Raw genomic sequence first — 19,500 nt, forward strand, 5'->3', positions numbered from 1 at the left:
AGTCCTTGCCGGATGAGCGGGCTCAGCCCTCGCCCTTGATCTCTTTCAGGTGTTTGTACACCGTCGCGCGGCCCATATTCAGTACGTTGGCTACGTAGTTGGCGGCGCTTTTGCCTTTGAAGGCGCCTTCAGCGTGCAGCGCTTCGACCAGCTCGCGTTTATGGTCGCGGGTCAGCAGGTTGAGGCCAAGCTGGCGCTGGCGTAGCCAGCTGTGCAGGAAGGTGTTGATGCGCTCCTGCCAGTCGTCGCGGAACAGCGCGTCGGGCTGCGGCACCAGTTTGCTGGAAGAGAGAAACAGATCCAGCGCCTGCTTGGCGGTCTCGAACAGCGAGATATTCAGGTTGATGCATAGCACCGCGATAGGGGTGCCGCTGGCGTCGCGCAGCACGCTGCTGACCGAACGAATCTTCTGACCATCCCAGTTGAGCTTTTCATAAGGGCCGATGCTGCGCTCGTCGACGTCGCCGCTGAGCATGTCTTCCAGCGCCGCGTCATCGCCGATCACGCGTTTGGAGATGTTGTTGGCGATGTAGTCGACCTTCTGCGTGCGCAGGTCGTGCAGCACCACTTCGGCGTGGGGGAAGAACAGCGTAGCGATGGCGTCGGCGATGGTGCGGTAGTTGTCCAGCTCGGGGGCAGGGCGGGGCGGCGTCATGCGACTAACTCTTCGGGCTTGGGAGGCGTTGGAAGTGTGCCGCAAAGCGCCCGAGGCGTCATCCTTGGGCGCTGCGCGCAGCTATTGGTGCAGCCTGTTTTTAACGCCGCGATGGCCACGCAGGTAGTTTTTCAACGGCCTACCAGGCGAGCCGGCGATAGCATGGCCTCGGTTAAACCAAACTGTTGCAAGTGTTCGGGCAACGGTTCACCACGGGCCAGGGCGGCGCAGGCCATGCCCATGGCCGCCGAGGTCTGAATGCCATAACCGCCTTGGGCGGCGACCCAGAAGAAGCCTGCCACCTGCGGGTCGAAACCACCGACCAGATCGCCATCGGCGACAAAGGAGCGCAGGCCGGCCCAGGTGTGCGCCGGGCGACGAATGCTCAGGCTGGTGTGCTCCTCGATCTGGTAGATGCCCAGGGCGATATCCAGTTCTTCCGGCTGTACATCATGAGGCTCGACCGGGTCGGCGTTGGCGGGCGAGCCAAGCAGCAGGCCGGCATCGGGCTTGAAGTAGAAGGACTCGTCCAGGCTGACCACGCAGGGCCAGGCATGGCAGTCGATGCCTTCCGGCCCGCTAAAGGTAAAGGCCGCACGACGTTTGGGGACCAAGCCGATGGGCACTACACCGGCCAGGGCGGCGATCTGGTCGCACCAGCCGCCGGCGGCATTGATCAGCGTCTTGGCGCGGTATTGTCCGCTGCTGCAGTCCACCCGCCAGGCGTCGCCGTCGCGCTGGATGCGCAGCACTGCGCAGTGGCTGTGAATTTCCCCGCCCTGCTGGCGAATGCCGCGCAGGTAGCCCTGGTGCAGGGCGTCGGTGTCGATATCGGCGGCGCTGGGGTCGAGCATGGCGGCTTGCACCTTGTCGCGGCGCAGCACCGGCACCAGGGCGCAGGCTTCGTCGGCAGTCAGTAGACGCATTTCCGGTACGCTGGCTTGGCCGCTGGCGAACTGGCGCTGCAATTCTTCGGCATCGCCGGTGAAGTCCACCACCAGCTCGCCGCGTGGGGTCAGCAGCGGGTGTTCGGCAAAACCGGCCGGCGGGGCGTCATAGAACGCGCGGCTGGCGGCGGTCAGGGCGCGCACCTGCGGCGTGCCGTAGGCCACGGTGTAGAGCGCGGCGGAGCGGCCGGTGGAGTGGTAACCCGGCAGCTGCTCGCGCTCCAACAGGATGGTTTTGCCGTGGGCTGCAAGAAAGTAACCGGTGGAAGCGCCGGCGATACCGGCACCGATGATCAGGAAGTCGGCCTGGTACATCAGCAGGTCTCCTGCTTGAGCTGGTACAACGCGTGGGCCAGGGCGACATCTTCCAGGCCCAGGCCGATGGAGCGGAAAAACACCGAGCGGCGGTAATCCGGGCGCACGGCCTTAGCGCTGACGAGCTCGGCCAGATCACCGAGGATGTCGGCACTGTTCCAGCCCAGACGGCTGGCCAGGAGCATTTCCCCGGCGCTGTTCGGGGTGGTGGCGCGGTAGTCGCAGTAGACATCCATGTTCAGCAGACTGGCGGGCGTTACCTCATGGGCGCGCGGCGCGTTGGTGCTGATCGAGGTGATCAGCGCCGGTTTATCCAGCTCGCTGGGGTCGAGCAATGGTTTCGCCGATGAGGTGCAGAGCATCACCACGTCGGCATCGCGAATGGCGTCTGCCTGGCTGGCGCACAGCTGGATGCGTGGGTCGAGTTGCTGCAGCTTGAGCAGCAGCGCGCCGGTTTTGCCGGCCAGGCTTGGCGAGTAGAGGCGGATGCTCTGCCAGGGCCGTAGCTGCTTGACGTAATGCACATGCGCTTGCGCCACGGCGCCGCTGCCGATCACCGCAAGGCGGCTGGCTTCGGGCGCAGCCAGGGCATCAACGGCCACTGCGGTGGTGGCGGCGGTGCGCGCGGTGGTCAGGCTGCCGGCATCGCACAGCAGCAACGGCTGGCCGGTCTGCATCGACATCAGCAGGGTCCAGGCGGTAATCAGCGGGCCTTGCTCGCGGACGATATAGGGCGAGGTCTTTACCCCGTACACCCCCGCGCCTGCGAGCACGCCGAGGTAGTTGATAAAGTCGCCGCCGCCAGCGGGAAATTCCACCAGTTGCTGCGCCGGCTGCACCGCATTACCGGCGGCCAGCTCGCGGAACATGGTGACCATGGCCTGGTGTACATCGACCTGGGCCAGCAGCTGTTCGGCTGCGCTTTTATCCAGCACATAAGGGGTGGTCGACATGGGCGGCTCCGCAACAAGTTAAACAATTAATTCCATTTTGGACTTTATGGTCTTTTTCGACAAGCACTGGCGCGGCATCTTGATACGTTGCGGCGACGTTTAGTCTGGTTGACGCAGGCGCTTGCGAAATGCTCCAGGGCTTTCCCCGCAGAGCTGCTTGAACAGCTTGGCAAAGGTGGCACGGTCGGCGTAACCGACCTGTGCGGCGATCTGCTCCAGTGAGGCCGAGCTGCGCAGGGCGCGCTGTGCGGCGCTGATGCGTACCCGCTGCAGATAATCGTTGGGCGTTAGCCCGGTGCTGGCCTTGAAGCGCCGCAACAGGGTGCGCGATGAGCAATTGGCCTGAGCGGCCAAGCGGTTGAGGTCGATATTTTCGCCATGGTGACGTTGCATCCACTGCAACACGGGTGTGAGTTGGTCATCGCTGGTGTGCGCTGGCAGCAGCGGGGCAAAGCGCGACTGCAGGCCGCGCTGGCTGTCGAAGACCATGGCATTGGCCACCTGCTGGGCCAGGTTGTCGCCGCCATGCTGGGCGATCAGATGCAGGCACAGGTCGAGCCCGGCATGCGCGCCACCGGAGCTGAGCAGGTTGCCGTCTTCGCAGACCAGTTGCTCGATCTGCAGATTGACCTGTGGGAAACGCTGGCGGAATTGAGCCGCCAGCGCCCAGTGAGTAGTGGCGCGGCGCCCGTCGAGCACGCCCGCAGCGGCCAGGAGAAATGCGCTACTGCATAGGCTGGCCAATTGCTGGTGCGGGGGGCGCTGCGCCAGCCAGGGCAGTAGGGCGGCGTTGTCGGCCAAGCTGCTGTCGATGGCGCTGCCGCTGGCGGCGAGCAGAATCAGGTCGGCATCCTCGGCCAGGCTCAGGTCGCCATCCACCTGAATCTGTGCAAAGCCCAGATCGACCGCGTGCCCATCCAGGCTTACGCGCTGCAGCTCGAACAGTCGTTGCTCGGCCAGGCGGTTGGCCAGGACAAAAGCGTCCATGGCCATGCTCAGGCTGGAACACACAGTTTGTGGGCAGACGAACAGGGCAATTTTCAGCATGAGGTGCTCAGTTTTGATGGATTTTGGCGATTATTGACACAAGTATGTCTTTTGCGCCAATCGCGCGGCGGCGTTTTAGCGACAATACTGCTCGCACGTTCCCTACCGGAGTTCGTCCCATGACCCATCCCAACGCCGCGCTGATTACCCGCTTCTACCAGGCCTTCCAGCAGTTGGATGCCGAGACCATGGCCAGCTGTTACAGCGAGGATGTGCAGTTCAGCGACCCGGTGTTTACCGATCTACGTGGTACGGCGGCTGGTGATATGTGGCGCATGCTCTGTGCCAAGGCCCAGGGGTTTTCCCTGACCTTTGATGGCGTGGCGGCGGATGATCACTCTGGCAAGGCGCGTTGGGTGGCGACCTATACCTTTAGCCAGACCGGTAATCAGGTGGTCAACCATATCGAGGCCAACTTCCGCTTCCGTGATGGCAAGATTTGCGAGCACCGTGATCACTTCGACCTGTGGCGCTGGGCCGGCCAGGCGCTGGGCCTCAAAGGTCGCCTGCTGGGCTGGGCGCCGTTTGTGCAGAACGCCATTCGCCAGCAGGCTGGTAAAGGGTTGGCTGCCTTCCAGAAGAGCCGTTAAGCTCGGCGACCTTGCTTATTGCCTGCCGATTTAACTGATGCCTGACTCCTCTTCTGTGCCTGAAATACCTGCCGGCAAGCCCTGGTTTGTCTACCTAGTGCGGGCTGCCAATGGCGCGTTGTACTGCGGTATCAGCGACGATCCGCACAAGCGCTTTGCCAAACACCAGAGCGGTAAAGGTGCACGCTTCTTCCACTCCAGCCCGGCGCAGGCGCTGGTGTACATCGAACCCTGTGCCGGCAAAGGCGATGCGTTGCGCCGTGAGCGGTCGGTCAAGGCAATGAGCAAGTTGGCCAAGGAGGCCCTGGTGGCGACCGCGCCTGTTATCGCTCTAGCTGATAACGCGCCATCAGGCTAAGCGGGTAGGCCGCCACGGCTTGCACGGTTAAGCTGCTGGTTTACCTGACCCCTTGCGGAGCCTGTTATGCACGAGTTGATCCTGCACCATTACGATGCCTCACCGTTTGCCGAGAAGGCGCGCCTGATGCTGGGCTTCAAGCAGCTGTCCTGGCGCTCGGTGGATATTCCGCGAATCATGCCCAAGCCCGATCTAATGGCGCTGACTGGTGGCTACCGCAAGACTCCGGTGCTGCAGGTGGGGGCCGATATCTATTGTGATACCGCGCTGATTGCCCGTCGCCTGGACGCCGAGAAAGCGACCCCTGCGTTGTTCCCGGAGGGCCAGGAATTCGTCGCGGCAAGCTTTGCCCAGTGGGTCGATTCGCAGATTTTTCAGCATGCGGTGAGCCTGGTTTTTCAGCCAGAGTCCGTCGCCGTGCGTTTCGGCAAGCTGCCGCCGGAGGCGGTCAAGGCCTTTGTCGCCGACCGTGCCGGGTTGTTCAGTGGCGGTAGCGCCACGCGTTTGCCGGTGGAGGTTGCCAAGCACAACTGGCCGTCGCTGATGGCGCGGGTGGAGCAGCAACTGGCGCGTGAGGAGGGCGATTATCTGTTCGGTGAGCCGTCGATTGCTGATTTTTCCCTGGCCCACTGTTTGTGGTTCCTCAAAGGCACCCCGGTGACCGCGCCGCTGGTCGACGCCTATCCAAATGTCAGCGCCTGGCTCGGCCGCGTGCTGGGCTTCGGTCACGGAGCGTCCAGTGCACTGAGCGCAGATGACGCTATCGCCATCGCCCGTGCCGCGACGCCGGCGGCTCTTCCTGACGAGCCGTTCGTCGAGCCTAACGGCTTTGCGGTCGGTCAGCGGGTGCAGATTGCCGCCACCGATTACGGTGTCGACCCGGTGGAGGGCGAGCTCGTATTCGCCGGTGTTGAAGAATTGATTCTGCGCCGCGAGGACCCGCGCGCTGGCACCGTGCATGTGCATTTCCCACGCTTTGGTTTTGCCATCCAGGCGTTGTAAGCGTCTGTTGACGCTCTGTTGTGCGCCGGTTTTTCAGTAGGCGGCGCGCATCGCCTGCGGGTCATAGCCATGAATCAGCGTGCCCTTGATATCCAGCAAGGGTACGCCGCGCCCACCCAGGGCCTTGAAGGTCGCCTGACCGGCAGGGTCTTTCTCGATATCGATTTCCCGGTAGGCAATCTGGTCCTGCGCCAGTTGCTCGCGGGTTTTCGCGCAGTAGCCGCACCATTGCGTGGCATATAACACCACTTCGCCTGGCCGGTCTGCCAGCGTTGGTTGAAACCAGCGTTGCACAGTGTCCCAGTGCTGGAACAGTGCCAAGGCGCTGAGCAGCAGGATGACTTTCTTCATGGGCGTTCCTTTGCCTTCTTCTATTGATGGTTTAGTGAGTCGTGGGCTAACTGCGCTGCAATTCTTCCAGACTGAACGGCGGCGGGGTATCCGGCCAGTCCAGTTTTAGCCGTTCCAGCTCGCGGGCCAACAGGCTGGCCACCAGCCAGTCGCGCAGCCAGCGATGATCTGCCGGAATCACATACCAGGGCGCTGCCTCGCTGTGGCTGGCGCTTAGCTGTTCGGCCCAGCGCTGTTGGCGTAGCTCGAATTCGCGATAGGACTGCAGGTCGCTGCTGTGCAGTTTCCAGCGTTTATGCGGGTGTTCCAGGCGCTCCTGCAGGCGGCGCTTTTGTTCATCTCGGGATAGCTGCAAAAAGCATTTCAGCGGCTGAATCGACTGGCTGAGCAACTGCGTCTCGAAGGCGTGAATGGCCTGTTGGCGCGCAGGGAGTTCGGCGGCACTGCACAGGCCATCCAGCGGATCGCTGATCAGCCCTTCGTAGTAACTGCGGTTGAATACCCCGAGCAGGCCCAGCCCTGGCAAACGCCGCAGGTAGCGCCAGAGAAAGTCATGGCGCTGTTCGCAGGCATCGGGTTTCTGAAAACTGTGGATGCGCAGACCCTGGGGATCGAAGCTGCTGATCACCCGGCGAATCACGCCATCCTTCCCGGAGCAGTCGGTGCCTTGCAGGATCAGCAGCAGGGCATTACGCCGATTGGCCCAGAGCATGCGCTGCTGCTGGTTGAGCCAGGGCCGCAGTTCGGCCAGGGCTAGCTGCGCCGCCTGCTTGTTCAGGCCGAAATCGCGTGCCGGATCCTGGGTGAAGGGTGCTGCCGGATTACAGCGGCAGGCATCCAGCAGGCTATCCGGAAGGCGGCTCATGCTTAGTTTTTGCGGCGCTTAAGCTGATCGGTGAGCTGCGTCGGCAGGTTGCGGATCACCAGGGTGTCAGTGCCTTCGTCGTACTCGATTTTCGAGCCGAGCAGGTGCGCCTCGAAGCTGATCGACAAACCTTCGGCGCGCCCGGTAAAGCGCTGGAACTGGCTGAGGGTGCGTTTGTCCGCCGGAAACTCCGGGGCCATGCCGTAATCCTTGTTGCGGATATGCTCAAAGAAGGCCTTGGGCCGCTCTTCGTCGATCAGTCCCGATAGCTCGTCGAGGGTGATGGGCTCGCCTTGTTTGGCCTGGTTTGCGGCATAGCTGACCAGGGTCTTGGTCTTCTCGCGGGCCTGCTCTTCCGGCAGGTCTTCGCTTTCCACGAAGTCGCTGAAGGCTTTCAGCAGGGTGCGGGTTTCGCCGGGGCCGTCGACGCCTTCCTGGCAGCCGATAAAGTCGCGGAAGTATTCCGAGACCTTCTTACCATTCTTGCCCTTGATAAACGAGATGTACTGCTTGGAGTGGGCGTTGTTGCGCCACTCGGAAATATTGATCCGCGCCGCCAGGTGCAGCTGGCCCAGGTCCAGGTGCTTGGCCGGGGTCACGTCCAGCGCATCGTTCACCGCCACGCCTTCGCTGTGGTGCAGCAAGGCGATGGCCAGGTAATCGGTCATGCCCTGCTGATAGTGGGCAAACAGGACATGGCCGCCGGTGGACAGATTGGACTCCTCCATCAGCTTCTGCAGCTGCTCGACCGCCTGGCGGCTGAAGGCGGTGAAGTCTTGTTCATCGTCCAGGTAGCGCTTCAGCCAGCCGCTGAACGGGTAGGCCCCGGATTCTTCATGGAAAAAGCCCCAGGCCTTGCCCTGCTTGGCGTTATAGCTCTCGTTGAGGTCGGCGAGCATGTTCTCGATGGCTTGCGAGGCAGCCAGCTCGGTGTCGCGAGCATGCAGCACGGCGGGGGTGCCATCAGGCTTCTTGTCGATCAGGTGGACGATGCAATGGCGGATCGGCATGGGGCTAGGTCTTCAATTCAGTCGCAGGGGGGATGGCTCCTGGGGCGTTGGCGAGGCCAACGCGGAGCCGATCTAGAAAATGTGCGCAGAGTTTACCTGAGTACAGGTTTCTCTCCATCCGTCAGCTGAACGCCCTGGGTCGTTCGCGCCTTGGAGCCCATTATTGCTGTCAGATTGGTAAAACGTTCGATGCTGGCCAATTGCTCCCATATTCGTCGATAAGTTCTTATTTTCAAGAAAATTGTAGATACCGGTTCGCGAAGATGAATATCCACGTCTAGGTTATGTAGCGTCCACACGACGCAGTAAAGGGACGTATCGCGGCAGTGTCACAAGCGCCGCCGCACCTAAAAAACTCCATATATGGATTGGAGGCAGCATGCATAACAAGATTGTGAAAAGCGGCTTAATAGTGGCAAGCCTACTGGCGGCGATCTCGGGCGAGGTGCTCGCAGAGTCGAACAAAAGTAGCAGCCAGCTGTTCAATGCGTTTTGGAGCCCGACTCGCTTGGGTCCTCTGGAATGTCGTTTCGGCCTGCTCAACAGCACTACACTGGGGTTGCCGCGCTGTATGCAGGCGAGCAACACCTCCACTCACTTGCAGATGTTCAAGGACATTGCCCAGGCCAATGGTGGCAATCGGGCTGCAGGTTTGCCGGGTTATCAGCGCTCGATCGACTACGTGAAATCCACCCTGGAAAGTGCCGGCTATCGCGTAGAGGTTCAGCCATTCCCCTTCACCGCCTATTACCCACAAGGGCCCGGCGAGCTGCAGGCCTTGGCGCCGACGCCGGCGGTGTATGAGTGGGATGTGGATTTCACCTACCTGTCGCAAACCGAAGACGGGGACGTCAGTGCGCCAGTGGCGGCGGTGGATATCGCGCTTGGCGCTGGCAACCTGTCCAGCAGTGGTTGTGAGGCGGAGGACTTTGTCGACTTCCCCTCTGGTTCTATCGCCTTGCTGCAGCGCGGCGCCTGTAACTTCCAGCTGAAAGCGGAGAACGCCGCTGCGGCCGGAGCCTCAGGGGTGATCATCTTCAACCAGGGCGATACCGAGGACCGCAAGGGCCTGCTCAACGCTACTCTTGGTGACAGCTATGCCGGCGGTGTTCCGGTGTTCTTCGCCACCTACGATGTCGGCGTTGGCCTGGCGCAGAGCGCAGAGACCCAGGTGCGCATGCTGGCTGACGTGGTGCGCGAGCGTACGCAGACCTTCAACCTTATCGCCGAGAGCCGCCACGGCAATGCCAATAATGTGGTGATGGCCGGGGCTCACCTCGACTCCGTGTACGAGGGAGCGGGCATCAACGACAACGCATCAGGCAGTGCCGCGTTGCTGGAGCTGGCGTTGCAGCTGCAGAAAGTGCGGCCGAAGAACAAGCTGCGCTTCGCCTGGTGGGGGGCTGAGGAGTCGGGGTTGGTTGGTTCGACTTACTATGTCAGCCAGCTGCCGGCCGAACAGAAGAGCAAGATCAAGGCGTACTTGAACTTCGACATGATTGCTTCGCCCAACTTTGCCTACTTCATCTATGACGGCGACGGTTCTGCATTCGGTCTGCAAGGCCCACCCGGTTCGGCAGCCATCGAAAAACTGTTCGAGGAGTATTACAAACTGCGTGGTCTGCCTTCAGAAGGCGATGAGATCACCTTCCGTTCGGATTACGCGCAATTTTTCCAGGATGGCATCGCCTTTGGCGGCTTGTTCACGGGAGCAGAGGTACTGAAAACGCCTGAGCAGGCGAACCTTTATGGCGGTACGGCGGGGATCGCGCTTGATCCGTGCTACCACGCCAGTTGCGATGACCTGAATAACATCGCCCAGCGTGCCCTGGAGATCAATGGCGATGCGATGGCCTTTGTGACCAGCTGGCTGTCGTTCTCCACCAAAGTGGTCGATGATCAGATCGAAGCCGCCAAGGCCGAGAAGAGCGTGGCGCGTAGTGTGCAGAGCTACGACATCACGCACTGGGGTAAACACTGGATCAAGTGATCGGCTGAAATGCAAAACCCCGCCAGAGCTGAGCTCTGGCGGGGTTTTCTTTGTGCGGTCAGTGCGGGCACACTTCTCTAGGAGCGGTTTCGCCGTAGTTGATCACAGCAAATGAAGTGAAGCGTAATTACGTGAAAAATGACCGTTCGTGGCAAAGTTGCGTGAAGTGCGGTTCCGGCTTACCCCTGGCTTGAAACGCTGCAGATTGCTACTTAGAGTGGCGAAAAAGTTTTCTAAGGCCAAGGACGGGTCCGATGTCTTCCACTCTTATCAGTACCACCTTTCTTACTCCCGAGCAGCTAGCGCAACTTGAGGCGCTAATTGATCAGGGGCTTTTTCAGCAGGCTCATAAGCTTGCAATTCGTCATGGGGACTACCGGCAATGGCGGGGAGCTGCTGCCATGGTCATGGCCTCACGTCTTTCTGCTCATCTTGGCGCACCGCGTTTGGCGGATGCCCTGGCTTATCTGGGCTATCGACGTTACCCAGAGGCGGCCGAAACACGTCTGCGCTATGCCCGCTTTCTTCTTGCTCGTCGAGGGCAGTTTCGCGCGTGGAGTTTTCTTCAGCAGTTTGGCAGTTGGGTGCCGGAGAACCCGGCGCTACATGCGGAGTGGCTTTCCTTTTCTGCCTATCTATTTGCGTTGTTGCGTGACTTTACTCGCAGTGCCGCATGCAGCGAGCGAGCTCTGGCTCTGGCGCCGCAAGATCCTTGGCTGTTAGTGGAGCGTGCCTATTGTCTTGAGCAGGAGGATCGTTTTTCTGAGGCGCTTGATTGTTGTGAGCAGGCCCTGCGCCTGACGCCAGGCTCGCGGCCTGCGCTGATTCAGGCGGCAATGCTGGAGGTGCAACTCAACCGTGAGAAGCAGGCGCTGGAACGCCTGCGCAGCGGTGCTGCTGCATCGGAAAGCAGTGGCCTGTGCGCTCAGCTGGTGGATCTGCTGATCGAAGTCGATGAGTTGGACGAGGCCGGGCACTGGCTGGCACGTGCCGAGGCATTGTCGCCCTTGCTGGAAAAAGGCCTGGCGCGCTGGTATGCCGGCAGGCGCTGCGATATGGCGAGTCTACGTGGTGCTTATGCAGAGGCCGGGGAACTCGCTGGGCAGGCCGGAGGCCCCTTTTACAGCAAGGTCGCTGAACATCTGCAGGCACCGCAAGGTCGGCGCTGCCTGTTACCTGTGAGTTTTGTCCGGCAGCACCATATGACTTGCGCTCCGGCGACGTTGACAGCGCTTTCTGCATTCTGGGGGCGGCCGGTTGCTCATCTAGAGGTCGCCGAAGAGATCTGTTACGACGGTACCTCATACCAGGCCGAGCGCGCATGGGCTGAGCGCAATGGCTGGCTGGTGCGTGAATTTACCGCTGACTGGGCGACCAGTTGCGAGCTGATTGATCGCGGGCTGCCTTTTACCCTTTCCGTGCAATACACCGGCAGCGGCCACCTGCAGGCAGTGGTCGGCTACGACCAGCCGCGCGGTACCTTGTTGATTCGAGATCCTGGCCAGGCGCAGTTTGGTGAGTGTCTGGCAGAGAGCCTGTTTGCTACGCAACGCGCCTCGGGTCCACGTGGCATGGTGTTGCTGCCCGCCGATCAGGCCTATCGATTGGAGGGGCTGGAGTTCCCTGAACGCCACCAGTGGGATAACTACTACCGACTGCTCTGTGCATTGGAAGTACATCGTCGAGAGGATGCGTTAAGAACATTGGCAGAGTTGCAGGCCACTGCACCAGAGCATCGTCTGTATTTTCAGGCGCAGCGTGCATTGGCTTGGTATGACGGCCGAGAGATGCAGGTACTCGAAGCCACTGAGGCGCTGCTGCAACACTTCCCGGATGATTCCAACCTGATTCTTTCCAAGGCCAGTTCGCTGAGTATGCTGCAGTCGCGCGGGGTGCAACGGGCATGGCTGGAGCAGTACTGTCAGGCGCGCTGGAGTGACCCGTTGATCGTGGTGCGGTATGCCAATTTGCTAGGCGATGGCGGTGGCCAGGGCGCGACCGTGCAGTACTTGCTCAACCAGGCCTTGCGCCAGGCACCGGGGCAGGCCCCAGCATGGAATGCGCTGGCCAGCTTGCGTTGGGGGGAGGGCATGCGTGAGCAATCCTGCGAGCTGTATCGGTTTGCCGCCTGCCTGCATGCCGCCAACGAGGGATACAGCAACCAGTACTTCCGCGCCCTGCGTTGCTTGGGGTGGACTGAAGAGGGGATGCACTTTTTACGTCAACGTCATCAGCAGTTAGGTGCTCTGGCTGCTGGCCCCAGTATCACGCTCAGCGAATGCCTTGAAGAGGTTGGGGATGCGCATGGCGCTCGTGATGTGCTGGAACAGGCGCTTCAGGTACGTCCGAATGATCCTGAACTGTTGCTTGGATTGGCCGATTTTTATGGGCGTAGTGGTGAGCTTGAGCTGAACTACCAACTGCTACTGCGGGCAGAGACCTTAAGCCGGCGTGGGGCCTGGCTGCGTGCCGCGGTCATCTACAGCCAGCGCAGTGGCGGTGATATTCAACAGGCTCTGCTCTGGTGTCAGGAGGCTGCCGAGCTTGATCCACTGAACCTGTCGCTGCATCGCCTGTATGCACAGTTATTGCGGCAGTCTGCGGGGGAAGAGGCTGTTGATGCTTATGTGGAAGCGCTTGCTCAACGTTTTGAGCACCATGCAGGCATCGCCGAGTTCGCTGTCGAGCGGGCACAGCGGCGCTCCCTCGAAGCCACCGAGGCAGCCTTGCGCCGCCTTCTGTACAGCCACCCACAAAACGCCTGGGCATTACGCGAATTGGCTGTGGTGCTCGCTCGACTGGGCCGCAGTGAAGAGGCCCTAAGCCTATGCAGGCAAGTATTGGTGATTGACCCACAAGATACCTACTGCCATTCCACGCATGGCTTTGTGCTGCTGCAGGCTGGACAGCGTGAAGAGGCTCAGGAAGCCTTCCGCGAGGCGTTACAGCGCAGTGCTGACAATGAATACGCCAGCAATATGTTGCTCGACACCTGCGCGGGCCAGGATGACGTGCTGCAGTCTTTGGATTACGTCCATGCCGAGCTAGTTCGGCAAGTGACTTTTGGTGAAGGCTGGATGGCTTATCAGCAACAGGCCCAGAAACGCCTCGATCGGCAGGTACTGCTTGAACAGCTTGGCGAGGCTCTGCGCCAGCGTCCTGATCTTTGGCAGCTGTGGGTGGTAGTGGCTCGGCAACAGGCTTTGGACGGGCATGTCGAGCAGGCCGAGGCGCTTTTGCAATCAGCGGTTGAGCGTTTTCCACTGATGCCTCGTTTGGCCCTGGAGCGTGCCCAGCTGCAGAAGAATCATGAGCAATACAGTGAGTGTCGCGCGACGCTGCAAGAAAGCTTCCGCATCAACCCCTTGTGGACGCCGACTGTTCGTCTCTATGTGGAAAGCCTGCTGGATGAGGGCGATAACCTGGCCGAAGCTGAAGCCTTGTTAAACCGTGTACTTAGCCGAACCCCCGATAACCATGAGTTGCGTGCTTACCTGAGTTATGTGCAGGGCGAGCGCGAGGCATACGGTGAGGCTGTTCTGGAAGCCGAACGGATTCTGCGCGATGAACCAGGTAACGCCTGGGTATGGAATCAGTTAGGGCGTTACAGTGTTGCTCTGGATGATGCCGGGCGACCACTGCGTCTGGCTCATGAGTTGGTCAAGTTGCGTGCCGGTGATGCGGATGCCTGGCTAGCGCTGGCTGAGCACGAACAGGATGCAGCTGGGCGTGAAGGCGCCTTGCGTGAGGCGTTGAGATTCAACTCGCGCCACCGTGGTGCGCACGAAAAGCTCTTGGATCTGCTGCTGAAGTCTGAGCGGTTTGACGAGTTGCATGAGTTGTTGGCCGCACCATGCTGGGGAGGCGCAACGCCGGTTGAATTGGCGGTTTTCGGGCCTAGAGCGACCTATAACAGCGGTAAGCACGACGTTGCGATGGAGGCGTTGCGCCAGTTGCTGGTGCGCCACAGGAACAGCTTTGACGCCTGGCGTGAGCTTGCGGACTGGCAAGATAGCGCGGGGCACTACTCGGCCTACGTGGAATCAGCCAGAGAAATGGTGCGTTTGGAGCCAAAACTGGCGATTTCCCATGGTTTTCTTGGGCATGCGTTATTGCTCAATGAGCAGAGCGAACAGGCGCTACTGTCGTTTTCACAAGCCTTCCGTCTCGATCCCGGTTACACCTTTGCCGGTCTCAATGAGTTCGATCTGCAGCTGAAGTATGGCCGTGTGGATGATTGCCGGGCTGTGTTGGCGCGTCTATTGGAGGCGCCTAACGCTTCTCAGCCTCCGACTCTTATAAGGGTATTGGACTTCGCTCAGGCACACAGTGATCGGCCACTTAAACAGCGGGCGCTTGAGCCTTTATGCCGAAATGACGATAACGCAGGCGTCTGGGCTGATGTACTCAAACGGTTTGTCGCGCCAGCACGTGACCCAGAGTTGTGGCCCATTGTAGAAAAGGCTGCTGCTGAGGGCGCGTTACACCATGCCGCTGCGCTTTTCTGGTTAAAGCACGAAGATGCCCGCTGGCTACCCGGTTCACTGTGGAAAGGTTTTAGCAGGCTACTGCTCAATGATCCCAAGCATGCGGCCAAGCATGCCATGTTGGATTTGTTGGCTGAGCGTGAGAATGCCAACAGTCTGCTGATTCGTACGTTGCAAACCTGTCGTGAGGCGATACGCAATGATGGAATGATCTGGGGAATGGCCAGTTATGCATTGGCGAGCCAGGGACTGTACTCGTCGATGCTTTATTGGCTTACAGATTGGAAACAGCGTACCGACATCCCAGCCTGGGGGCTGAATAATCTGGCTTTGGGGTTGCGCGCAACGGGGCGTGATGAGTTGGCTGCAGCCGTGTCGCACAGGTCGCTTGAACAGATGCCTGAGAATCATGAAGCGATGATCTGGCTAGCCGCAGATGCTGCAAGACAAACAGACATGCAAGCGCTTCGTGTGTGGCAATCACGTTATCAAGAGGCGCAGCTACGCCCTTATTTCGCCTGCATGCAGCACATGCTGGATGGTTATGCCGAAGCAGTTGAGCACGGCGATAGCGCGAGAGCTGTGCGCTACTTTTCGACGGCCAAAGCGGTTGCCCGAGGTGGTAGCCACAGCGCTTATCGTCGCTTGCGGCGCGACCTGGCTTACCGCCTGGCATTTGGGCGGTACACCCATGTACTGCTGGCGCCATGGCGCTACCTACAACTCCGTTTCGAATAACGTACTTACTCGGGTGCGGCTTTGTTCTTCGCTTTGAGGCCGTGAAGCCGCTCAACCACATAGCGCAGGTGTATATGCAGCTCATACAACTCGCTGGAGTAGGACAGCGGCACTTCGACCCGCGCCAGTTCGTCTTCCAGGCGTTCCAGGCGAGCGATTTCGGCGTCCAGGTCGCTTGGCAGTTTGCCCTTGTACAGCTGCTGGTCGATTTCGCGCAGGTGTTTGTACCAGCGGTAGATGCGTGCGCGGATGCGCCACTGGTAGATCGGGCCGATGGCCTTGAACAGCGGGAACAACAGCACCAGCAGCGGGATGGCCAGAATGATATAGCGGTCGGCCAGCGAGGCGATGCGAAACGGCAGGTAGCGCTGCAGAATGGGCAGGCCCTTGTCGTAGTAGTACTCGGCCTCGCTCAGGGTGTTTAGTGACAGTGGCGGCTTGGTTGGGTAGCTGCCGGCGGGGTCGAGCAGGCTGCCATTCTTCAACACGGTTTTTGCCGCTTCGAGGATCAGTGGGGTTAGCGAAGGATGAAACTCTTCGCCGGCCACCAGGGTGGCGACCGGGCCAAGGGTAACGATGTCTTGATCCGGGGTATTGTGTTGCATGTCGAGCATGCCTTCGCCGACTTGCAGGCGGCTGAGGTAGGGCAGGCGGGCCAGGTAGGCTTCGGTGCGGCGCAGACTGACTAGACGCACTTTGGGCTCGGCTGCCAGGCGCTGAATCAGTGCGTTTTCCGCCGGGCCGACAAAAAAAGCGGCATCCAGTTTGCCGGCAATCAGCGCATCGGCGGCGCGACTGCCGCCCAGTTGTTGCCAGCGCTTGGGGTACTGCGGCGGTTCGATCCGATTGGCGGCGAACAATGCTGCAGTCACCGCCTGGGTGCCGCTGCCCTGCGAGCCAACCGCCAGGCGCAGTTTCATCAGATCGCTCAGGCGTTCGAATTTGACCTTGTCACCGAGAAACAGCCACAACGGTTCGCGGTACATCACGCCCAGGCCATTAAGCTTGCCGCGAGCCTCGGCGCTTAGAGTCAGCTCCTGGCCGCTCTGTACCAGTGCCAGCTCCACTTCACCGCTGCCGAGTTTGCCCAGGTTGTCTTCGGAGCCGGCGCTCTCAACCAGCTCCAGGCTAAAGCCCTGCAGTTCCAGCTCCGCCTGCAGGCGCTCGCCAAATGCATGATAGCCACCACCCACGGCACCGGTCGCCATGCGCGCATGCATTGGCGGCGGCGGCGCGGCGAAATAGAACAGCGCGCCAACCAGCCCAGCCAGCACCGGTACTATCCACAGGTTGGTGAGGATCAGGATTTTCAGATCATGGAGAATGCGGCGCATGGTCAGTCCTTGTCGTTAGCTTGGCTGAGGATAGCCACAATGACTTAAGTGTTGGAGGGTTGTACCGGCATGCGATGCAGTCGCGTTCATCTGAAATGTAAAAAAAGTGTGAAAAACAAGTTGAGACTCGGGCACTGAGTCGATAGTTTCGCGCCACGAAAAATTAATCGGACGCTGGGATGCGCTACCTAAAACCCTATAAGCAAGATTTTCCGCATACCGTTGTCAGTGGCGATTTGACGTTGCACCTAGATGACGACGGTGCTACGGACATCTTAAAACCTATTTCCGCGCTACTAGCGCAACGCGACAGCGGTGAGTTGCGCAGGAGTATTTCCGGCTGCATGAGTGGCGCGACTTCACGTTTTTTTGTCAAAACGGTAGAGCTAGAGAGCTTGCCCTCACGACTGCGTGTGACCCTTGGTATGCAGCGTCGTATAGGTGGCTATGATTGGCCAATTGCCGAATTAATTAACAGTGCGAGTGCTTGGCGCCAAGGTGCGCCTGTGCCGCAGCTACGTGGCTTCGGTTACCGCCGTATTGGCGTAAGGCCTGTACGCGAACTGTTCCTGATCAGTGACATGCTCGACGGCTATGTCGATGGCAAGTTTTGGCTGAGCCAGCCGCAGATGCAGATTGAACCATTCTTGCAGGGGGCTTTTGCCCTGATTCGTGAGCTGCATGAAAAGCATGTCTGTCACCTTGATCTGTGGGCGGGCAATATCATGCTTGATCCGCAGCGTCTGGATGCGATGAAGGTGGTCGACCTCGAGAACTGTTATATCGGCCATCCGCCATACTGGTCGGAGGCCTTGGGTTTCCAGTTCGCCTTCCTGTTCTTGCGTCTGGTTCAAGAGCATATTGACGAAGCCCGTTATGACCACTTGGTGTATGCCGCTCTGGACCAGTATCCCGGGATTGATCGTGTGGGCTTTGAACGCGTTTATTCGCTGTGCAAACATCAGCAAATCAGCCGCAAGAAGCGCCGTGACCTGCTTTTGACAGGTAATTTGCAGCTGCGCGGTTAACCCGCCATTTCAACTCTGCCCAGCAAGCAGGCGCATGCTGCGCTGTTCGCGCCAGCGATCGAGTAACCCGAGCACCACCAGCAAACCCAGGGCATACCCGGCATCCATGCCCAGCATCAGCAGCACCAGGGCGCAGAGCAGGCAACTGAATGCGGCCAGCCAACGCCAGATACCGCGCAGCAGCGCTACGCCTGCGGCCATGCTCAGCAGGTAAATCACAACGAAGTTGCCATTGGCGTAGCGAATCAGGTCGTCCACGGTCAAATTGAGCCACTGAGCCAGGCTGGCGCACAGGGCGCAGCTGAGAATCACCCACAGCAGGGCGCGGGCCGGTACGCCGTGGTGGTTGCGTTGGGCCAGGGCAGCCGGCAGTTTGCCTTCGTCGGCCAGGCTCCAGATCAGCCGGGCGAAGCCCTGCATATAGACGTTCATCGAGGCGAAGCAGGCCAGATAGCCCACAGTGGCGGCGATCCAGCGTGCATGCTCGCCCAGCAGCAGGTCGAGCATACGCGGCAGCGATGCGGCATCTGCTGTGACGTCGCCGTAGCTATGCAGGTTCAGCACCGCCACCGAACAGGCCCAGTACACCAGGCCGGCCAACAGCACGCCAAACAGCAACGCCAGGGGGAAGTCGCGCTCGGGGTTCTTGAACTCTTCGCCCATATGGGTAAAGGCCTCAATGCCGACAAAACACCAAAACATCACCCCCAGCGCCGCCGGCAGTAGATGCCAAGAGCCGCTAATTGGCGGCAGCAGCGGCTGGCTGGGGGCGGGCAGATCACCGACCCACCAGATCAGCGCAATGGTGGCGATAATCGCCACGGCAATCGCCCCTTGAATCATCCCGCTAGCCTTGGCCGGGCGCTGGCCGAGCAACAGCATGGCTGCGAGGGTAGCCAACTGGATCGCTAGGGCTTGGCCGCGGCTAAGATCGAACAGCGCCTGCCAGAAGCCGCTGGCGATATTCAGCGCCGCTGGTAAACCCACCGGCAGCACGGCGAGAAACAGTAGGGCGCTTAGGCGTTCCATCCGCGCACCGAAAGCGCGGCCGATTAGATGCGGCGCGCCGCCGGCATGGGGGTAGTGGCGACCCAGCTGGGCAAAGGTAAAAGCCACCGGCAGCACCAGGGCGATCAGCAGCATCCAGGCCCACAGTGATGCCTCGCCGGCAGCGGTGGCGGCGAGTGCCGGAATTACAAAAATCCCGGTGCCCAGTAGCGAGGTACTCAGCAGGCCAATGCCTTGCAGTAGGCCCAATTCCGGGTTCAGACGGCTCATGTTGTATGCTCTGGCGTTTTGCCGGCTATGGTAGGGCGCGTCCCTGCAAAACACCGCCGTAGAAGTGTCGGCGTTGCCCGGCAGAATGACGGAATTGGCCGTCAAATTGCTTTTTGCCTGAGAGTTGCCGTGGACAAGTTCGATCAGCAGATACTCGCCCTGTTACGCGCCGATGCGCGTTTACCCGTCAGCCAGATCGCCCGCGAGGTCAACCTGTCGCGTTCGGCGGTCAGCGAGCGGATTCGTCAGCTGGAACACAGTGGTGTGATCGGCGGCTATCACGCCCAGGTGGCGCTGCCTGGTGAGGCGGCGATCAAGGCCTATCTGGAGCTGTTCTACCAGGGCGGGCGCTGCGAGCACTATGTTGAGCTGATGCGTGTCTACCCCGAGGTGCGCCGCTGCAGTGGCATCAGCGGCGAGACCGATATGCTGGTGGTTATCGAGGCCGCCTCAATGCAGCGCCTGAGCGAGATTCGCGGCGAGATCGAAAACTTCCCCGGCATGCAGAAAGTGAAGACCCATATGGTGGTCAAGGATTGGGCCTTTTGACTC

Annotated in this window: 16 protein-coding genes; 7 read left to right on the plus strand and 9 right to left on the minus strand. The window is 60.3% G+C overall.

Annotated elements, in window-relative coordinates:
• Window positions 1–22: 22 nt before the first annotated feature.
• The 4 genes from ACIN8IBEIGE_RS03185 to ACIN8IBEIGE_RS03200 form a co-directional block, all read right to left on the minus strand.
• Window positions 23–655 (minus strand): transcriptional regulator, encoded by a 633-nt coding sequence (locus ACIN8IBEIGE_RS03185; protein ID WP_160013384.1) that lies wholly within the window; start codon window positions 653–655, stop codon window positions 23–25.
• Between the two features lie 131 nt (window positions 656–786).
• Entirely contained in the window at window positions 787–1,917 is a 1,131-nt protein-coding gene (locus ACIN8IBEIGE_RS03190; protein WP_160013385.1) for an FAD-binding oxidoreductase, read from the minus strand.
• A complete protein-coding gene (locus ACIN8IBEIGE_RS03195) occupies window positions 1,917–2,870 on the minus strand; it encodes an ornithine cyclodeaminase family protein (RefSeq protein WP_160013386.1) in 954 nt (317 codons plus the stop codon). Before ACIN8IBEIGE_RS03195 ends, ACIN8IBEIGE_RS03190 begins: the two co-directional genes overlap by 1 nt.
• Window positions 2,871–2,969: 99 nt before the next feature.
• Complete coding sequence (locus tag ACIN8IBEIGE_RS03200; RefSeq protein ID WP_160013387.1) at window positions 2,970–3,917, minus strand: GlxA family transcriptional regulator; 948 nt, start codon at window positions 3,915–3,917, stop codon at window positions 2,970–2,972.
• Window positions 3,918–4,036: 119 nt separating this feature from the next.
• Here ACIN8IBEIGE_RS03200 and ACIN8IBEIGE_RS03205 point away from each other — a divergent pair, with 119 nt between their 5' ends.
• The 3 genes from ACIN8IBEIGE_RS03205 (at window position 4,037) to ACIN8IBEIGE_RS03215 (ending at window position 5,867) form a co-directional block, all read left to right on the plus strand.
• Window positions 4,037–4,507, plus strand: a complete 471-nt coding sequence (locus ACIN8IBEIGE_RS03205) for a nuclear transport factor 2 family protein (protein ID WP_160013388.1) — start codon at window positions 4,037–4,039, stop codon at window positions 4,505–4,507.
• Between the two features lie 37 nt (window positions 4,508–4,544).
• On the plus strand, window positions 4,545–4,865 hold the full coding sequence (locus tag ACIN8IBEIGE_RS03210) for a GIY-YIG nuclease family protein (protein WP_160013389.1): 321 nt from the start codon (window positions 4,545–4,547) through the stop codon (window positions 4,863–4,865).
• Window positions 4,866–4,931: 66 nt separating this feature from the next.
• Window positions 4,932–5,867 carry a glutathione S-transferase family protein gene (locus ACIN8IBEIGE_RS03215; protein WP_160013390.1) on the plus strand — a complete coding sequence of 312 codons (936 nt, stop codon included), beginning with the start codon at window positions 4,932–4,934 and terminating at the stop codon, window positions 5,865–5,867.
• Window positions 5,868–5,900: 33 nt separating this feature from the next.
• On the opposite strand, the gene ACIN8IBEIGE_RS03220 is transcribed toward ACIN8IBEIGE_RS03215, so the two are convergent.
• Genes ACIN8IBEIGE_RS03220 through yejK form a run of 3 tightly spaced genes read right to left on the minus strand, consistent with a single transcriptional unit; the run spans window position 5,901 to window position 8,093 of the window.
• Entirely contained in the window at window positions 5,901–6,218 is a 318-nt protein-coding gene (locus ACIN8IBEIGE_RS03220) for a glutaredoxin domain-containing protein (RefSeq protein ID WP_160013391.1), read from the minus strand.
• A gap of 46 nt (window positions 6,219–6,264) precedes the next feature.
• Window positions 6,265–7,083 (minus strand): PPK2 family polyphosphate kinase, encoded by an 819-nt coding sequence (locus tag ACIN8IBEIGE_RS03225; RefSeq protein ID WP_160013392.1) that lies wholly within the window; start codon window positions 7,081–7,083, stop codon window positions 6,265–6,267.
• Between the two features lie 2 nt (window positions 7,084–7,085).
• A complete protein-coding gene (yejK, locus tag ACIN8IBEIGE_RS03230) occupies window positions 7,086–8,093 on the minus strand; it encodes a nucleoid-associated protein YejK (RefSeq protein WP_160013393.1) in 1,008 nt (335 codons plus the stop codon).
• 379 nt (window positions 8,094–8,472) lie between these two features.
• On the opposite strand from yejK, the gene ACIN8IBEIGE_RS03235 reads away from it, so the two are divergent.
• Both ACIN8IBEIGE_RS03235 and ACIN8IBEIGE_RS03240 read left to right on the plus strand, forming a co-directional pair.
• Window positions 8,473–10,083 carry a M28 family metallopeptidase gene (locus tag ACIN8IBEIGE_RS03235; protein WP_160013394.1) on the plus strand — a complete coding sequence of 537 codons (1,611 nt, stop codon included), beginning with the start codon at window positions 8,473–8,475 and terminating at the stop codon, window positions 10,081–10,083.
• Window positions 10,084–10,484: 401 nt separating this feature from the next.
• On the plus strand, window positions 10,485–15,308 hold the full coding sequence (locus tag ACIN8IBEIGE_RS03240) for a C39 family peptidase (RefSeq protein WP_160013395.1): 4,824 nt from the start codon (window positions 10,485–10,487) through the stop codon (window positions 15,306–15,308).
• Window positions 15,309–15,313: 5 nt separating this feature from the next.
• Here the strand turns inward: ACIN8IBEIGE_RS03240 and ACIN8IBEIGE_RS03245 are convergent, their stop codons facing one another.
• A complete protein-coding gene (locus ACIN8IBEIGE_RS03245) occupies window positions 15,314–16,642 on the minus strand; it encodes a TAXI family TRAP transporter solute-binding subunit (RefSeq protein ID WP_160013396.1) in 1,329 nt (442 codons plus the stop codon).
• Window positions 16,643–16,821: 179 nt separating this feature from the next.
• Between ACIN8IBEIGE_RS03245 and ACIN8IBEIGE_RS03250 the strand changes: the two genes are divergently transcribed.
• Window positions 16,822–17,670: a lipopolysaccharide kinase InaA family protein gene (locus ACIN8IBEIGE_RS03250; RefSeq protein ID WP_160013397.1), complete on the plus strand. Its 849-nt coding sequence runs from the start codon at window positions 16,822–16,824 to the stop codon at window positions 17,668–17,670.
• Between the two features lie 9 nt (window positions 17,671–17,679).
• On the opposite strand, the gene yjeH is transcribed toward ACIN8IBEIGE_RS03250, so the two are convergent.
• Entirely contained in the window at window positions 17,680–18,948 is a 1,269-nt protein-coding gene (gene yjeH / locus ACIN8IBEIGE_RS03255; protein ID WP_160013398.1) for an L-methionine/branched-chain amino acid transporter, read from the minus strand.
• 129 nt (window positions 18,949–19,077) lie between these two features.
• Here yjeH and ACIN8IBEIGE_RS03260 point away from each other — a divergent pair, with 129 nt between their 5' ends.
• On the plus strand, window positions 19,078–19,497 hold the full coding sequence (locus ACIN8IBEIGE_RS03260; RefSeq protein ID WP_160013399.1) for an Lrp/AsnC family transcriptional regulator: 420 nt from the start codon (window positions 19,078–19,080) through the stop codon (window positions 19,495–19,497).
• Window positions 19,498–19,500: the final 3 nt, after the last annotated feature.

Source organism: Pseudomonas sp. 8BK (genome assembly GCF_902506475.1).
In the GTDB taxonomy this organism is placed as follows: Bacteria; Pseudomonadota; Gammaproteobacteria; order Pseudomonadales; family Pseudomonadaceae; genus Aquipseudomonas; species Aquipseudomonas anguilliseptica.

Bases quoted from the DNA above. Each gene is read 5' to 3' on its own strand.
- ACIN8IBEIGE_RS03185 (WP_160013384.1), bottom strand. From the start codon at position 655: ATGACGCCGCCCCGCCCTGCCCCCGAGCTGGACAACTACCGCACCATC.
- ACIN8IBEIGE_RS03190 (WP_160013385.1), bottom strand. From the start codon at position 1,917: ATGTACCAGGCCGACTTCCTGATCATCGGTGCCGGTATCGCCGGCGCT.
- ACIN8IBEIGE_RS03195 (WP_160013386.1), bottom strand. From the start codon at position 2,870: ATGTCGACCACCCCTTATGTGCTGGATAAAAGCGCAGCCGAACAGCTG.
- ACIN8IBEIGE_RS03200 (WP_160013387.1), bottom strand. From the start codon at position 3,917: ATGCTGAAAATTGCCCTGTTCGTCTGCCCACAAACTGTGTGTTCCAGC.
- ACIN8IBEIGE_RS03205 (WP_160013388.1), top strand. From the start codon at position 4,037: ATGACCCATCCCAACGCCGCGCTGATTACCCGCTTCTACCAGGCCTTC.
- ACIN8IBEIGE_RS03210 (WP_160013389.1), top strand. From the start codon at position 4,545: ATGCCTGACTCCTCTTCTGTGCCTGAAATACCTGCCGGCAAGCCCTGG.
- ACIN8IBEIGE_RS03215 (WP_160013390.1), top strand. From the start codon at position 4,932: ATGCACGAGTTGATCCTGCACCATTACGATGCCTCACCGTTTGCCGAG.
- ACIN8IBEIGE_RS03220 (WP_160013391.1), bottom strand. From the start codon at position 6,218: ATGAAGAAAGTCATCCTGCTGCTCAGCGCCTTGGCACTGTTCCAGCAC.
- ACIN8IBEIGE_RS03225 (WP_160013392.1), bottom strand. From the start codon at position 7,083: ATGAGCCGCCTTCCGGATAGCCTGCTGGATGCCTGCCGCTGTAATCCG.
- yejK (WP_160013393.1), bottom strand. From the start codon at position 8,093: ATGCCGATCCGCCATTGCATCGTCCACCTGATCGACAAGAAGCCTGAT.
- ACIN8IBEIGE_RS03235 (WP_160013394.1), top strand. From the start codon at position 8,473: ATGCATAACAAGATTGTGAAAAGCGGCTTAATAGTGGCAAGCCTACTG.
- ACIN8IBEIGE_RS03240 (WP_160013395.1), top strand. From the start codon at position 10,485: ATGGTCATGGCCTCACGTCTTTCTGCTCATCTTGGCGCACCGCGTTTG.
- ACIN8IBEIGE_RS03245 (WP_160013396.1), bottom strand. From the start codon at position 16,642: ATGCGCCGCATTCTCCATGATCTGAAAATCCTGATCCTCACCAACCTG.
- ACIN8IBEIGE_RS03250 (WP_160013397.1), top strand. From the start codon at position 16,822: ATGCGCTACCTAAAACCCTATAAGCAAGATTTTCCGCATACCGTTGTC.
- yjeH (WP_160013398.1), bottom strand. From the start codon at position 18,948: ATGAGCCGTCTGAACCCGGAATTGGGCCTACTGCAAGGCATTGGCCTG.